General features: G+C 64.1%; 17 protein-coding genes. 6 read left to right on the top strand and 11 right to left on the bottom strand.

The annotated features are described in order from the left end of the window. Positions 1-151: 151 nt before the first annotated feature. Positions 152-1,840, bottom strand: coding sequence for a long-chain-fatty-acid--CoA ligase FadD2 (fadD2, locus tag IAE37_RS13195; protein ID WP_201174284.1), 1,689 nt, complete (start codon positions 1,838-1,840; stop codon positions 152-154). 205 nt (positions 1,841-2,045) lie between these two features. Here fadD2 and IAE37_RS13190 point away from each other — a divergent pair, with 205 nt between their 5' ends. Beyond that, positions 2,046-2,990 (top strand): alpha/beta hydrolase, encoded by a 945-nt coding sequence (locus IAE37_RS13190; protein WP_201174282.1) that lies wholly within the window; start codon positions 2,046-2,048, stop codon positions 2,988-2,990. A gap of 33 nt (positions 2,991-3,023) precedes the next feature. After that, a complete protein-coding gene (locus IAE37_RS13185) occupies positions 3,024-3,494 on the top strand; it encodes a MaoC family dehydratase (protein WP_201174280.1) in 471 nt (156 codons plus the stop codon). 27 nt (positions 3,495-3,521) lie between these two features. On the opposite strand, the gene IAE37_RS13180 is transcribed toward IAE37_RS13185, so the two are convergent. The 5 genes from IAE37_RS13180 to IAE37_RS13160 all read right to left on the bottom strand — a co-directional run bounded on the left by IAE37_RS13180 (position 3,522) and on the right by IAE37_RS13160 (position 6,559). Continuing rightward, on the bottom strand, positions 3,522-4,763 hold the full coding sequence (locus tag IAE37_RS13180; RefSeq protein WP_201174278.1) for an RNA polymerase sigma factor: 1,242 nt from the start codon (positions 4,761-4,763) through the stop codon (positions 3,522-3,524). Further along, a complete protein-coding gene (locus tag IAE37_RS13175) occupies positions 4,763-5,245 on the bottom strand; it encodes an SRPBCC family protein (protein WP_201174277.1) in 483 nt (160 codons plus the stop codon). Before IAE37_RS13175 ends, IAE37_RS13180 begins: the two co-directional genes overlap by 1 nt. A gap of 18 nt (positions 5,246-5,263) precedes the next feature. Then, a complete protein-coding gene (locus tag IAE37_RS13170) occupies positions 5,264-5,608 on the bottom strand; it encodes a YciI family protein (RefSeq protein WP_201174276.1) in 345 nt (114 codons plus the stop codon). Between the two features lie 44 nt (positions 5,609-5,652). Further along, the gene (locus tag IAE37_RS13165) at positions 5,653-6,078 is read right to left on the bottom strand and encodes a YybH family protein (protein ID WP_201174275.1); all 426 of its coding nucleotides are present in this window, start codon (positions 6,076-6,078) and stop codon (positions 5,653-5,655) included. 223 nt (positions 6,079-6,301) lie between these two features. Further along, the gene (locus IAE37_RS13160; protein WP_201174274.1) at positions 6,302-6,559 is read right to left on the bottom strand and encodes a DUF2790 domain-containing protein; all 258 of its coding nucleotides are present in this window, start codon (positions 6,557-6,559) and stop codon (positions 6,302-6,304) included. Between the two features lie 323 nt (positions 6,560-6,882). Between IAE37_RS13160 and IAE37_RS13155 the strand changes: the two genes are divergently transcribed. Then, entirely contained in the window at positions 6,883-7,251 is a 369-nt protein-coding gene (locus tag IAE37_RS13155; protein WP_201174413.1) for a GNAT family N-acetyltransferase, read from the top strand. On the opposite strand, the gene def is transcribed toward IAE37_RS13155, so the two are convergent. The 3 genes from def to IAE37_RS13140 all read right to left on the bottom strand — a co-directional run bounded on the left by def (position 7,206) and on the right by IAE37_RS13140 (position 9,046). Next, positions 7,206-7,742: a peptide deformylase gene (def, locus tag IAE37_RS13150; protein WP_201174273.1), complete on the bottom strand. Its 537-nt coding sequence runs from the start codon at positions 7,740-7,742 to the stop codon at positions 7,206-7,208. The genes IAE37_RS13155 and def overlap by 46 nt on opposite strands. Next, positions 7,739-8,707: a YihY/virulence factor BrkB family protein gene (locus IAE37_RS13145; protein ID WP_201174271.1), complete on the bottom strand. Its 969-nt coding sequence runs from the start codon at positions 8,705-8,707 to the stop codon at positions 7,739-7,741. The genes def and IAE37_RS13145 overlap by 4 nt, the downstream gene beginning before the upstream one ends. Positions 8,708-8,866: 159 nt before the next feature. Next, positions 8,867-9,046 carry a CsbD family protein gene (locus IAE37_RS13140; protein ID WP_110743729.1) on the bottom strand — a complete coding sequence of 60 codons (180 nt, stop codon included), beginning with the start codon at positions 9,044-9,046 and terminating at the stop codon, positions 8,867-8,869. A gap of 245 nt (positions 9,047-9,291) precedes the next feature. Here IAE37_RS13140 and IAE37_RS13135 point away from each other — a divergent pair, with 245 nt between their 5' ends. Both IAE37_RS13135 and IAE37_RS13130 read left to right on the top strand, forming a co-directional pair. Then, the gene (locus IAE37_RS13135) at positions 9,292-10,764 is read left to right on the top strand and encodes a right-handed parallel beta-helix repeat-containing protein (RefSeq protein WP_201174269.1); all 1,473 of its coding nucleotides are present in this window, start codon (positions 9,292-9,294) and stop codon (positions 10,762-10,764) included. 113 nt (positions 10,765-10,877) lie between these two features. Next, the gene (locus IAE37_RS13130) at positions 10,878-11,258 is read left to right on the top strand and encodes a hypothetical protein (RefSeq protein WP_201174267.1); all 381 of its coding nucleotides are present in this window, start codon (positions 10,878-10,880) and stop codon (positions 11,256-11,258) included. Here IAE37_RS13130 and IAE37_RS13125 read toward each other — a convergent pair whose 3' ends face one another. Continuing rightward, complete coding sequence (locus IAE37_RS13125) at positions 11,259-12,095, bottom strand: CvfB family protein (RefSeq protein WP_201174265.1); 837 nt, start codon at positions 12,093-12,095, stop codon at positions 11,259-11,261. A gap of 131 nt (positions 12,096-12,226) precedes the next feature. Here IAE37_RS13125 and IAE37_RS13120 point away from each other — a divergent pair, with 131 nt between their 5' ends. Next, positions 12,227-13,087, top strand: coding sequence for a DUF6279 family lipoprotein (locus tag IAE37_RS13120; RefSeq protein WP_201174263.1), 861 nt, complete (start codon positions 12,227-12,229; stop codon positions 13,085-13,087). A 129-nt stretch (positions 13,088-13,216) separates the two neighbouring features. Here the strand turns inward: IAE37_RS13120 and aceK are convergent, their stop codons facing one another. Further along, positions 13,217-14,932, bottom strand: coding sequence for a bifunctional isocitrate dehydrogenase kinase/phosphatase (aceK, locus tag IAE37_RS13115; protein WP_201174261.1), 1,716 nt, complete (start codon positions 14,930-14,932; stop codon positions 13,217-13,219). Positions 14,933-15,117: the final 185 nt, after the last annotated feature.

The raw sequence follows: 15,117 nt of genomic DNA, 5'->3' as shown, positions 1-15,117 counted from the left end.
TAGGGTCGCCTAGAGCCAAAGACGGGCCTTACGGTCACCAAAATGACTCAATGAACAATATGAGTCATTTTTAGAGTAATTATCCAAAATGTCGCATGGCAGGCCAGAGTTGGCCTGCCAGAGCGGTCCAGGGTGCTGGAGCTGGGCGATTTCAGGCCGTCTCGCGTAATTCCCGGCGCAGGATCTTGCCCACCGGCGTCATCGGCAACGCGTCCCGCAACACGATGTACTTGGGCACTTTGTAGCCGGTGAAGTTGGCCTTGCAATAGGCTTTCAACTCCTCGACCGTGACCCCGCCGGCCCGTGGCACCACGAACAGTTTCACCGCCTCCCCCGAGCGCTCGTCGGGCACCCCGATCACCGCGCAACTGGCCACCTGCGGATGGGCCATGAGCACGTCCTCGATCTCGTTGGGGTACACGTTGAAGCCCGAGACGATGATCATGTCCTTCTTGCGGTCGACGATGCGCGTGAAGCCATCCGGATCGATCACCGCGATGTCACCGGTCTTGAACCAGCCCTCGGCATCCAGGGCCTGGGCCGTGGCCTCGGGTTGCTGCCAATAGCCCTTCATCACCTGCGGGCCCTTGATGCACAGCTCGCCGCGTTCGCCCAACGGCAGCTCGTTGCCGTCGTCGTCGATGACCTTGAACGCCGTACCGGCCACCGGGATGCCCACCGTGCCGAGGCGCGCCAGCTGGCCGTAGGGGTTGGTGCTGGCCACCGGCGAGGTTTCGGTCAAGCCGTAGCCCTCGACGATGCGGCAGCCGGTGATGCTTTCCCAGCGCTCGGCGGTGGCCTTGACCAGAGCCGTGCCGCCCGAGTTGGTGATCTTCAGTGCGGAGAAATCCAGCTGGCGGAAACCCGGATGGTCCATCAGCGCGACGAACAGGGTATTGAGCCCCAACAGCGCCGAGAACCGCCACTTGCCCAGCTCCTTGATGAACCCGGGAATGTCCCGCGGGTTGGTGATGAGCACGTTGTGGTTGCCAGTGACCATCATGCACATGCAGTTCGCGGTGAAGGCATAGATGTGGTACAGCGGTAGCGGCGCGATCATTACTTCCTGGCCTTCCTTGAGCAGCTTCTGCCCATCGGGCCCTTGCTGGGACAGGCAGGCCAGCACCTGGAGCATGTTGGCGACCAGGTTGGCGTGGGTGAGCATGGCGCCCTTGGCCAGGCCCGTGGTACCACCGGTGTACTGCAGCACGGCGATGTCCTCCAGGCTCAGCGGCACCGGCTTGCAGGTCAACCCGTCGCCCTGGCGCAGCACCTGCTTGAACGGCGTCGCCTGGGGCAGGCTGTAGGCCGGGACCATCTTCTTCAGCTTGTCGACCACGGTATTGACCAGCCAGCCCTTGGCGCGGGGCAGCATGTCACCCATCTTCGCCTCGATCAGGTACTCGATCGAGGTATCGGCCAGCACCTGCTGGACCCGCTGGCCGAACATGTTCAGGTACACCAGCGCCCGCACGCCGGCATCCTTGAACTGGTGGCGCATCTCGCGCTCGGTGTACAGCGGGTTGGTGTTGACCACGATCAGCCCGGCGCGCAAGGCGCCGAACACGGCGATCGGGTATTGCAGGACATTGGGCATCTGCACCGCGATGCGGTCGCCCGGGGCCAGGTCGGTGTGCTGCTGCAGCCAGGCGGCGAAGGCCGCGGAGTGACGATCCAGGTCGGCGTAGCTCAGGGTCACCCCGAGGTTGCTGTAGGCCGGCCGGTCGGCGAAGCGCTTGCAGGAGCGCTCGAACACTTCGACCACCGAGGCATAGGCCTGGATGTCGATGGTGGAAGGTACGCCCGCCGGGCGCTTGTCGTTCCAGAAATCGGCTTGCATTTATTGTCGTTCCTCTACCTGGGCCCGTTTTCCCTGACCGATTCGCCGCACGGCGAAAAGGCGTTGCCTCGACGTTAGCAGCTAAGTCCAGGGTGGCCTATGCGCAACGTGCTGCCATTAACATCATGAATCTTATTTGTGCCATTCCTGCAATCGGTCGGGTTGCGCATACACTGAGCGAGTATGCTTCCGCCAGGGATCCGCCATGCCCCACGACGCCTTCTGGCTGCCCGCCAGCGAGCATTGCAGCCTCCATGTGCACCAATGGTTGCCGAGCACACCGGTCAAGGCCGTGGTCCTGCTCGCCCATGGCATGGCCGAGCATGCCGGGCGCTACGCGCGCTTCGGGCATGCCCTGAGCGATGCCGGCTACGCCCTGCTGGCGCCCGACCTGCGCGGCCACGGGCGCACCGCCGAACTCGGCAGCCTGGGCTTGTTCGCTCGCCACCGTGGCTGGGAAACCGTGGTCGACGACCTCGGCCTGTTGGCCCAGCACATCGGCCAGCAGTACCCCGGCACCCCGTTGTTCCTGTTTGGGCACAGCATGGGCAGCTACATCGCCCAGGCCTACCTGCTGCACCACAGCGCCAGCTTGCAAGGGGCGATCCTCAGTGGCTCCAACTACCAGCCTGCGGCGCTGTACCGCCTGGCCCGCCAGGTCGCGCGCCTGGAAGCCTGGCGCCAGGGCCCACTAGGCCATAGTGCCTTGCTCGAATGGTTGTCGTTCGGCAGCTTCAACAAGGCGCTGGGCCCCACCCGCACCGCTTTCGACTGGCTCAGCCGCGATCCTGTGCAAGTGGACAAGTACATCGACGACCCGCTGTGCGGCTTTCGCTGCAGCAACCAGCTATGGCTCGACCTGCTGCTGGGGCTGGCACACATCAGCCAGGCGAAGAACCTCGCCCAGATCGACCCGAACCTGCCGCTGCTGGTGATCGGTGGCGAATGTGATCCGGTGAGTGCCGGCAAACGTCTGATGAAACTGGTCGACGCCCTGCGCGCGACCGGCAACCTTCATGTACAGTTGCGGGTTTACCCTGGCGCACGCCATGAAGTGCTCAACGAAACCAACCGTGACGAGGTCACTGCCGATATCCTCGGCTGGCTGGAGCAGGCGCTGGCCCTTTGCCGGCCTGCCCGCAGTGAATGATAGCGGCCTCGTCCGCCCACCAAGGAAGCCCCGATGACCCAGGTCACCAACACGCCTTACGAAGCCCTCGAAGTCGGCCAGACGGCCAGCTACGAGAAGACCGTGGAAGAACGCGACATCCAGCTGTTCGCCGCGATGTCCGGTGACCACAACCCGGTACACCTGGATGCCGAGTTCGCCGCCAAGAGCATGTTCCGCGAGCGCATCGCCCACGGCATGTTCAGCGGCGCGCTGATCAGCGCCGCAGTGGCCTGCACCCTGCCGGGCCCCGGCACCATCTACCTGGGCCAGCAGATGAGCTTCCAGAAACCGGTGAAGATCGGCGACACCCTGACCGTGCGCCTGGAGATTCTCGAGAAGTTGCCAAAGTTCAAGGTGCGCATCGCCACCAACGTGTACAACCAGAACGACGAACTGGTGGTCGGCGGCGAGGCCGAGATCCTCGCCCCACGCAAGCAGCAGACGGTCGAACTGGTGTCGCCACCGAACTTCGTCGCCAGTTGATCCTCCAGGGGCGGCCTGGTGCCGCTCCTACCACGGCAACGCGGCCATGCGCTTTTCGATATGCCGCCGCTCGGGCTCCTGTTGGGTCAGCGCCAAGGCGCGCTGCCACGCCGCACGCGCTTGGTCGACATGGCCCAGCTGATGATGCAGCTCTGCCTGTGCAGCATGCAGCAGGTGATAATCCTGCAACTCCCCGCCTTGCAGAATCTCCTCCACCGCCCGCAAGCCCGCCTGCGGCCCATCGCGCTTGGCCAACGCCACCGCCCGGTTCAGCGCCACCACCGGTGACGGCCAATGCCGTTGCAACACATCGTACAGCCCGACGATCTCCACCCAATCCGTCGCCTCGCTACTCGGCGCCTCGGCGTGCAGTGCGGCAATCGCCGCTTGCACGGTGTAGGCGCCGAATGCCCGACTGCGCAGCGCCAGGCGTACCAGTTCGCAGCCCTCGGTGATCCGCTCGCGGTCCCACAGGCTGCGATCCTGCTGGTCGAGCAGCACCAGGTTGCCCTCGGCATCGCTACGCGCACGCTGGCGCGAGGCCTGCAGCAGCATCAACGCCAGCAGCCCGGTGGCCTCGGCATCGGGCAGCAACCCCACCAGCAAGCGACCCAGGCGTATCGCCTCATCGCTCAACTCCCGCTGCAGCAGGCGCCCGCCGGACGACGCCGAGTAGCCTTCGTTGAACACCAGGTAGATGACCCGTAACACGCTGTCCAGCCGCTCGGGGAGCTCGTGCAGTTCGGGTACCTGGTACGGGATGCCGGCATCGCGGATCTTGGCCTTGGCACGGACGATACGCTGGGCGATGGTGGCCGGGCTCTGCAGGAAGGCCCGGGCGATCTGCTCGGTGGTCAGGTCGCAGACCTCGCGCAGGGTCAGCGGTACCTGGGCATCGGCGGCCAGGGCTGGGTGGCAGCAGGTGAAGATCAGCCGCAGGCGGTCGTCGGCGAGCAGTTCCTCCTCGCTCGGGTCCTGACCCTGGCCTTCGATGAGCATGATCAGATCCGCCTGGGAACGGTCGAAACGGGCGCGCCGACGCAGCGTATCGATGGCCTTGAAGCGCCCGGTCGAGACCAGCCAGGCACGCGGGTTGGCGGGGATGCCATCGCGCTGCCAACGCTCCACCGCGACGAAGAACGCCTCATGCAGCGCCTCCTCGGCGAGGTCGAAGTCGCCCAGCAGGCGAATCAGCGTCGCCAGGATACGTCTGGAATCCTGGCGATAGACCGCCTCGACTTGAGCGCGGACCTGGGCCTGTACCGCCATCAGTCCGGCATCCGCTGGACCACCGCCTCCAGGCGGTCGAGGCTCTCGCCCCAGCCCTGGTAGAAGCCCATTTCCTCATGGGCACGGCAGTCGGCGGCATTCCAGTGCAGGGCACGGGCGGTGTAGCGGGTCTTGCCGTGCTCGTCCTCGAAGGTGATCACCGCCGTCATGAAGGCCTTGTTCGACGGCACCCAGCCCGGGGTGAAGGCATCGGTGAACACCAGCCGGCGCGGCGCGGCAATTTCCAGGAACACGCCCTGGGTCGGGTACTCGGCACCGTCGGGGGCGCGCATCAAGGTACGAAACAGCCCCCCGACCCACAGCTGCATCTCGCATTCCGGCGTGGTCATGCCATGCGGCCCCCACCATTGCATCAGCCACTGGGGGTCGGTCCAGGCGCGGAATACCTTGGCCGGCGGCGCATCGAGCAAACGGCTGATGGCCAACTCATGCTGGGCTTGCCCAGGTTGTGCAAGGCTCATTGTTGTTCTCCATCGCGGTCAGGGTTGCAGTTCTCGCACCGGCCGCACCTCGACGCTACCAACCCGCGCCGCAGGGATGCCCCTGGCGATGTTCAGCGCCTCGTTGAGGTCGCGCGCATCGATCAGGTAGAACCCCGCCAGCTGTTCCTTGGTTTCGGCAAATGGGCCATCGGTCAGGCTCATGCGCCCAGCGCGCAGCCGCACCGTGGTGGCGGTCTGCACCGGCTTGAGCGCTTCGGCGGCGAGCATGCGCCCGGAGCCCTGCAGGCTTTCGGCGTAGGCCATGCATTCGGCATCTTCAGGGCTGTCCGGCAGGCTGTGCAGCAGCCCTTCGTCACAATAGACCAGGCACAGGTATTTCATCGTCGTCTCCAGGGCATTGGCAAAGTGCGTTTGGCGATAGCCGCTCAGGGTTTGAGATCGAAGCGTGCTTTTTGCGTTTCCATGTCGAACGGCGCCGACCAATGCTCGTGGATCACCTGCCATTGCCCTGCAGTCCTGCGGTAGCCCACGGTTGCGCGCATGAAGCCGCACTGGCTCTCGTCATCAGCAGGCCCACAGCGGTTGAGCCAGTGGGCCAGCGCCAGGTCGCCGTCGGCGTGCACGGTCAGCTCGGCCTGCTCGAACACCATGGGGCCGGTGCAAAACCCCATGCACATTTCCCAATGCTTCTGGTAGACGGCCTTGCCCTTGAATTGCAGGGCGGCGATGGCGTCGAAGGCGACGATATCGTCGGCATAGGGGGCGGTGATGGCCTGGATGTCCCGGTCGCGCACGGCCTGCATCCAGCGCTCGATCAGTTGACGGATCTCGGTTTCGACTGCGGTGTTCATGGGGCGTTCTCCGCTCGGTGATGAGGTGTGGGCGCAGGGATTGCCTGCGCTTTCATCTCATGGTCGAACGGGGTTTGATGGAATCGACAGTCTGGCTATCTTTTTCGATGGTGCAGACTGCATCGAAGCAATCTTTTTGCTCACATCAAAACGACTCGGCCCCCGTGCCGGCGTCTCGAACAGCGAGTCGCCAGCCACGGGGGCCGATCGGGCAACGCAGGGATCAGCCCTGCTGGCAGCCCTCGCCCATGGCTCGGTACTGGATGGTATGCACCTGGCCTTGGTGGTCTTCATAGGTCATGGTCGCCGGCACCACTTCACAGACATTGGGGATGGTCGACAGGTTGATCACCCGTTTGATGTCCAGGTTCATGGAGTAGTCGTACTGCTGGACCACTGGCTGGGTGGAGACGGGTGCGGCCTCATCGGCAAGGGCGAACGAGGACATACCGACCAATGCAAGAATCAGTAATGGTTTCATGGAGTTTGGCCTGCTAAAGCAATCAAGCTGATCGATTGACTTCTGTAGCCGTGGTAGGCGCGGAGAAGTTGTCATCACTGCGACGATGACACGAAGTACCGATCCCGCTTCGTCATACTGCGTGGGGATGAGTAAATTCTACTCCCCGACCAAAATAGTTGAACCCCAAAGTCAGTTATTCAGCCTTGCGTGATTTGCAACAATCTGCGACAACCCAGGACCGTTTCCCAGCCTCGTTCCCCATGACCGTACCCCACTGTTCCCTCTTGAGTGCCACCGAGGCTCGCCTGCTCGATCACTTCTATCGCCAGCACGGCTCGCGCATGCGCGCCGCCAGCGACGGCGAACGCTGGGTAGCGCGCGCGCCAGGCATCATTGCCGGCTTGAGCCTGTCGAGCGTTGGCGAGGGGTATTGGCTGACCGGACTGCTGGTGGCTCCTGCGCTGCGGGGCCAAGGCGTCGCCACGTGCCTGGTGGAGGCGGCGCTGGCACGCCGCCAAGCGCCTACCTGGCTGTTCTGCCATCCGGACCTGGCAGCCTTCTACCAACGCCTGGGCTTCAGCGCGGCGGCGACGCTACCTGAAGCGTTGGCCGCGCGCCTGGCGCGCTACCAACGGAGCAAGCGCCTGGTGGCGTTGCAGCGGGATCAATCGTCGCTGGCATCCAAGCCGGGGAACAGCACCTCGGTATAGCCGAACTTGGCGAAGTCCTGGATCCGCGAGGGATACAGCCGCCCGATCAGATGATCGCACTCGTGCTGCACCACCCGGGCATGGAAGCCGTCGGCAAAGCGGTTGATCGCGTTGCCCTGCGGGTCGATGCCGGCGTAGCTGATGTGTTTGTAGCGCGGCACCACACCACGCAGCCCGGGCACCGACAGGCAGCCCTCCCAGCCTTCCTCGATCTCGGTGGACAGCGGCGTGATCGCCGGGTTGAGCAGGATGGTCTGCGGCACCGGTGGTGCGTCAGGGTAGCGCTCGCTGCGCTCGAAGCCGAAGATCACCAGTTGCAGGTCGATACCGACCTGCGGCGCAGCCAGGCCGACGCCGCCGACGTGGTGCATGGTTTCGAACATGTCGTCGATCAACGCCTGCAACTCGGCGCTGCCGATCAGGTGGTCGGGCACTGGTGGGGCGATGCGCAGCAGACGCTCGTCACCCATTTTCAAGATGTCACGGATCATCGCGGGTTTGGCTCTGAAGATGGCGCACGGCTCGGCTCAGGCTCCGTCGCAGGCTGTTCATGACCCAGCACGGTACGGCCATGCTCGGCGGGCTCGCCGACGTCCCTTTCACCGGGGTTCTTGCCCTCGGCGGACATGTGTTCGATCACCGCGTTCATCTCCGCGCCGAGCAGCAACACGGCGGCGGAGATATAGAAGTACAACAGCAGCACGATGATCGCACCAATACTGCCATACATGGCGTTGTAGTCGGCAAAGGTCTTCACGTAGTAGGCAAAGCCCAGCGAGGCGATGATCCATACCACCACCGCCAGTACCGAGCCTGGCGTGATGAAGCGAAACTTCTGCTTAACATCGGGCATCACGTAGTACATCAGTGCCACGGCGACCATCAGCAAGAAGATGATCGCCGGCCAGCGCACGATGGTCCATACCGTGACGATGACCTCCTGCATGCCAATCTGCGAGGCGATCCATTCCATCACCTGAGGCCCCAGCACCATCAGCGCCGCCGCAGCCAGGAGCATGCCGGCCAGGCCCACGGTGTAGAAAATCGACAAGGGGATCCGCTTCCATACCGGCCGTCCCTCTGGCACATCGTAGGCAGCGTTCATCGCGCTCATCATCAACCGCACACCGGCCGAGGCGGTCCACAGCGCGATCACGATACCTACCGACAGCAGCCCACCCTTGGATTGCTGCAACTGGTCGATCACTGGGTTGACCTGCTCCAGCGCCTGCGGCGGCAGCACCAGCTCCGACTGCAGGCGCAGCCAGGAGAAGAAGTCCGGAAGGTGCAGGAAGCCGATCAAGGCGATCAGGAACAAGAGGAAGGGAAACAGCGAAAACAGCATCTGGTACGCCAGTGCGGAGGCATAGGTGGACATCTCGTCGTCGAGAAATTCCTTGACGGTGCGCACCAGCACGCGGTGCAAGGGCAGGCCCTGCAGGGCGGAAAAAATCATAGCGTCTCCTTTCGCCGCTTGATCGGTCGTACGGTCCAGTCTAATAGACCACGGCTTCGATGTGCTGCTCCCTGGCTACTTTAGGAAAATGCCCACATATTCCTGCACCGGCCTCTTCGCGGCCAAGCCCGCGAAAAGGCCAGCACAGGCCACCTCAGATCAAGGCTTCTTCACCGCATCCTTGATGTCACCCTTGACCTGCTGCGCCTCGCCCTTGAGTTCCTGGGCCTTGCCCTCGGCGCGCAGCTTGTCGTTGTCGGTCACCTTGCCGACGCCCTGCTTGACGTTACCAATCGCTTCGTTGGCCAAGCCTTTCGCTTTGTCTTTGGTGCCGCTCATGGCGAATCTCCTGTAATCGAGACACGGGGAACCGTGTCGACAGTCGGTGGACCGGAGGCCCGCGCCAGGAGTTTCAAAAGGTTTTGCGCGCAGAAGCCGAACGGTAAATCAGCGGGCGAATACCGCACCGAATTGGCCCTGGACCTCTGCCCCATCGGCGGCGGCTGCCCTAGTATCCCCGGCAAAAGGCCGCCCCATGCAGGCTGCCACCCTACAAGAACAACAGCTTCTGGATACCCGCACACATGCGTCTGATACCTCTGTTCGCGGCCTTGCTGCCGCTGCTTCCCTTGCCTGCACTCGCCGGCCAAGCCACTGGCGAGCAAACCCTGCGCGTCGACCACTACGCCGATGACGACAAACCTGGCAGCCTGCGCTGGGCCATCGAGACCAGCAACCGCGAGCCTGGCCGCTATCGCATCGAGATCGCCGCCGTCGGCCAGGCGCCGTACGTCATTCGCCCGAGCCGAGCGCTGCCGGAAATCAAGGGCCCAGTGCGCATCACCGGCCTGCCCTGGGCACGTGACGGCCAGTACATCGCCATCGACGGCTCGGCCTACATCAAGGACCAGGGCGTGCGCACATGCCCAGGCGCGCTGCCCGGCCAGTTCGGCACCAATGTGCGCACCACCACCAACCCCGGCCTGGTGCTGCGCGACACCCAGGGCGTGCACCTGAGCGGCCTGGAAGTACGCAACTTCTGCATCGGCATCCTGGTCAACCGCGCCAGCAACAACGTCATCGAGGACAACCGCATCGTCGCCAACAAGGGCGGTGCCGGGATCATGCTCACCGGCGACGATGGCGCGGGCACCCCCACCGCCACCACCACGATCAACAACAAGGTGCTGCGCAACCAGTTGATCGACAATGGCGACGGCCTTGAACTGACCCGCGGCGCTGCGTTCAACCTGGTCGCCGACAACCTGTTCCGCTCCACCGAGGCCAACCCGGAGCCGTCCCAGGGCATCGAGATTCTCCTGGGCAACGACAACAGCGTGGTGCGCAACCGCTTCGAAAACTACTCCGACGGCCTGCAGATCAACTGGGGCAAGCGCAACTACCTGGGCGCGAACACCTTCACTGGCAACTCGATCGGCGTCAGCGTCACCGGCGAGGGCAACATGCTCGACGGCAACCTGATCCACGGCAACCGCATCGGCGTGGCACTGCGCCCCGAGCCAGACATCACCGCCACGCGCCTGAGCGGCAACCGCATCTGGGACAACAGCAAGGACATCCGCCGCTGCGAAGCCGGTGGCTCGTGCGTGCCGGACCAGCGCACCGGCGCCATCGTCTTCGGCGTGCCTGCCCAGGCCCATGCGCTGTATGTGGGTTCACGCGGGGTCGGGGCGGAGCTGGCGAAGAAGGACCAGGCGATCATCTGCGACGGCAATGGCGAGCCCAAGCCCTGCCAGCCGCTGCCCAACCACAACCAGCAGGCGCCAAGGCTGCTGGCGCTGGACGGCAATGTGCTACGTGGCGAGGTGCAAGGGCCGGCGTCGAGCCTGCTGCGCATCGAACTGTTCGGCAATGCCGAAGCCAATGCGACCGAGGCCGAGCGATACCTGGGCGAAGTGCTGGTGAACAGTGATGCCAAAGGCCAGGCGCAATTTGCCCAGCCATTGGACAATGCCGCTGGGTTGAACAGCTTCACCGCGACGGTGACCACCGCCGACGGCGCCACTTCCGAGTTGAGCCTGCCGGTTCGGCGTTAAGGCTGCTGGCCCTTTCGCGGGCTTGCCCCGCGAAGAGGCCCTGAAGCCTTGCCGCGCCCGCTGCCACCCCTCACAATGCAGCCCTAATCAAGCGTCAACCCGCAGGAACCTGCATGAAACTCGACAAACCCGCCGCCATCGCCCGGCGTAACGAAGCGCTGGCAAAACCGGTGCTGACCAGCGCCAACACCCTGTTCGCCATCCTCGACCCCAAGCGCAACCTGTGGTGGTTCGAGGTGCCGGTGGCGCTGCTGCGCAAGGGCCAGCCCGACTGGGTCAACCTGCTGCTGCACACCCCGGAAAGCGACGAACTGCAACACCTGAAGGTGCCGACCAACTTCCTCAAGGCCCACCAGGAGCAGATGGAAGTGCGCAACCCTGGCAAGCGCCGCTCGACCATCAGCCTGGCACTGAGCGCCGACCGCGACTCGCTGCTGCGCGACACCCGTCCGGGTGGCGAACAGCTGGACTTCAAGACGTTCGTGCAGGCCTGATCAGGCCTTTTCGATCCGGTCGTCATGGATGACGATGCGGCCCTGCTTGAACAACCCGCCAATGGCCTTCTTGAAGTTGCCCTTGCTGACATTGAACATCTGGCTGATCACTTCCGGGGCGCTCTTGTCGCAGACCGGCAGCACTCCGCCTTCGGCCTCAAGGCGTGCCAGGATGCGAGCCTGAAGGTCATCGCCCAGCGCCTGGCCCACCGGCTGCAGGCTCAGGGCGATCTTGCCGTCATGACGCACTTCCTTGATGAAACCGTCCACATGCATGCCCGAACGCAGGAACTTGAACACCTCGTTCTTGTGGATCAGGCCCCAGTGGCGGTTGTTGATGATCGCCTTGAAGCCCATGGGCGTCTCGCCCGCAACCAGCAGTTGCACCGGCTGGCCGGCCTGGTAGTCGGCCGGGGTGCGGTCCAGGTAGCGGTCCAGGCGCGAGGTGGCAGTGATACGCCGGGTGCGCTTGTCGAGGTAGGCGTGGACCACGCAGTAGTCGCCGATCTTCAGCTGGCGCGACTCTTCCGAGTAGGGCATCAGCAGGTCCTTGGACAGGCCCCAGTCGAGGAAGATACCGGCGCCATTGATGTCCTTGACCTTGAGGCTGGCGAACTCGCCGACCTGCACCTTGGGCTTTTCGGTGGTGGCGATCAGTTGGTCTTCGCTGTCCAGGTAGATGAACACGTTCAACCAGTCGTCGACCTCGGTTTCCGCGTCCTTCGGAATGTAACGCCCGGGCAGCAGGATCTCGCCATCGGCGCCGCCATCCAGGTACAGGCCGAATTCCACATGCTTCACGATTTGCAAACTGTTGTAACGCCCAAGCAGAGCCATTTCCGATGATCCTCAAGACAAGGCGGCTATTCTACACCTGAAGCCGGCACGCTGCCCGACCGCTGATTCGGTTGAACCGCGTCGCTGCGCCCTGCGCCTACCGATTGGCCCGCCCCTGCCAGGATTCGCACATGCCTCTACGCCTGTCCAAAGCCCTGTTCATCGCCCTCGGTTTCATCGTCGCGCTGGCCGCCTGCACCCGCATCGACCTGGCCTACCGCAACCTCGACCGCCTGGTGCCCTGGTCGCTGGGCGATTACCTGGACATGAACCGCGAGCAGAAGGCGCTGCTCGACGACCGCCTCAAGCAGCACCTGGCCTGGCATTGCAAGACGCAACTGCCCGGCTACCTCGACTGGCTCGACCGGGTGCGCGACATGGTCGCCGAGGGCCAGGTGACCGACCAGGCCGTGCAACAGCGCACCGTGGAAGCACGCCAGGCCATCGGCCGGGTGGCCGAGGCGATCACCCCGTCGGCTGCCGAGCTGCTGCGTGGCATGAGCGACAGCCAGGTGGCCGAGATGCGCGAAGCCTTTCACGACGACATCAGCGAACGGCAGAAAAAGTACGTCGACACCCCGTTGGCCGAGCAGATCACCCGGCGCACCGAGCGCATGGAAAAACGCCTGACGCCCTGGTTCGGCGAACTGACCCCGGTGCAGCAACAGCGTGTGCGGGCCTGGTCAAAGGCGCTGGGGGACCAGAATCGCGAATGGATCGCCAACCGCGCGCATTGGCAACAGCAATTGCTGTTGGCGATGAACCAGCGCAACGATGCCAGTTTCGAGCCGCGCCTGGCGACCTTGCTGCAGCGCAAGGAGAGCCTGTGGACGACGCAGTACCGGGCGGCTTACGAGAACACCGAAACACAGGCGCGTAGCCTGCTGGTGGATCTGGTGCAGCAGAGCACACCGCAGCAGCGGCTTTTCTTGCAAGAGCGGTTGAGCAAGGTGCGGGCGGATTTCAGTGGGTTGAAGTGTTTGCGGGGGTGACGGTGCAAGGCAGGTCTGGCCTCTTCGCGGGCAAGCCCGCTCCTACAGGGGGATCACAGTGGCCGAAAACGGTGCAGTACCTGTAGGAGCGGGTTTACCCGCGAAAGGGCCGGCACAGGCAAACCGAAATCACCGCCCCTTGCGCCGATACGGAAACACATCGATCACCTTCCCCTCGCGAATCGCCGCCTGCAGCCCCTTCCAGTAATCGGCGTCATACAACTCCCCATGCAAACGGCTGAACAGCCGCCGCTGCCCCATGTCGGCGAACAGGAACGGCGGAAACTCCTCGGGAAACACATCGTGCGGCCCGATCGAATACCACGGCTCGCCGGACATCTCGTCCTCTGGATAACGCGGCGGCGGGATATGGCGAAAATTCACCTCGGTCAGGAAGCTGATCTCGTCGTAGTCGTAGAACACCACTCGCCCATGACGGGTAACGCCGAAGTTCTTCAGCAGCATGTCCCCGGGGAAGATGTTGGCCGCAGCCAGTTGCTTGATCGCCAGGCCGTAGTCCTCCAGTGCCTCCAGCACCTGGGCCTCGCTGGCCTGCTCCAGGTAGAGGTTGAGCGGGGTCATGCGCCGTTCGGTCCAGCAGTGGCGAATCAGCACCGTGTCGCCTTCGAGCAGCACGGTCGACGGCGCCACCTCCAGCAATTCGGCCAGGCAAGCGGGCTCGAACTTGCCGAGCGGAAAACGGAAATCGGCGAACTCCTGGGTATCGGCCATGCGCCCGACCCGGTCGACGCTTTTCACCAGGCGGTACTTGTCGATGACGGTGGCGCGGTCGACGGTCTTCGACGGCGAGAAACGGTCCTTGATGACCTTGAACACGGTGTTGAAGCCCGGCAGGGTGAACACGCTCATGACCATGCCACGTACCCCCGGCGCGATGACGAAGCGGTCGTCGCTGGCGGCCAGGTGGTTGATCAGGGCGCGGTAGAACTCAGACTTGCCGTGCTTGTAGAAGCCGATCGAAGCGTACAGCTCGGCGATATGCTTGCCCGGCAGGATGCGCTTGAGGAAGTTGACGAACTCACCGGGCACCGGCACATCGACCATGAAATAGGAGCGGGTGAAGGAGAAGATGATCGACACCTCGGCCTCGTCGGTGATCAGCGCGTCGGCCTCGATGCCATGGCCTTCGCGGTGCAACAACGGGATCACCAGCGGCCACTGCTCATCCAGGGTGTAGAGGCGACCGACCAGGTAGGCCCCCTTGTTGCGGTACAACACCGATGAAAACAGCTCCACCGCCAGCGCCGGGTCCTTGCAGACCCAGCCGGGCAGGCTGTCGCGCAGTTGCCCGGCGAGCCGCGCCAGGTCCGCTTCCAGGTCGGCGTACGGCACATCGCACGCGTGGTCTTCGAGGATCGCCCGCAACAGGCCATCCAGCCCGGGATCGGGCCGATAGGTGCGGGTCTGGGCCGCACGTTCGTGGGCACGCAGGGCGGGCCGTGTCGTGTGGATGAACATGCAGCCGTCGCTGATCAGGTCATGGCTGAACAGGCTGCAGAACAGCGAGTTGTACCAGGTTTCCGCCAGTTCATCGTCCAGCCGCAGGTCGATCAGCTGGATGTAGGCACTCTTAGCCAGCGGCCACTGCGTCACGTCGAGCAGCACCTCGTCCGGGAACGCCTGGCGCAGGCCGCCGTTGGTCTCGGCCACCTTCTCTTCATAGAGGTTGATACGCGCAGCCGCCGCCTGCTGGATGTCCTGCCAGCGCGCCTGCTCGAAACGGGCCTGGGCGCCGAGGGTGATGCACCGGAAGTGTTCGCGGTAGTTGTCGAAGCCGTCGAGGATGAGCCGGGCGATCTCGGCGGCGGGCCAGGGCTGGGGCATGAGGGGGCCTCGGAGGCAAGGCTGGAGTGGACAGCTTAGTCGGTCTCGGCTGTGGCGACCGGCCTCTTCGCGGCGGTTCGGCGCGAAGAGGCCAGTACAGGTTCACACCGCAAGAAAGCACAAGAACCCCAGCCCCACGTCACGTAAACTCCCCGCCCTACCCCAACCCCGGAGCCCCGAGTGAG

It is taken from the genome of Pseudomonas sp. S31 (assembly GCF_016648105.1).
Classification (GTDB): Bacteria; Pseudomonadota; Gammaproteobacteria; order Pseudomonadales; family Pseudomonadaceae; genus Aquipseudomonas.
Note: the sequence above shows the minus strand (reverse complement) of the source record. Positions and strands in the feature narration are given on the sequence as shown.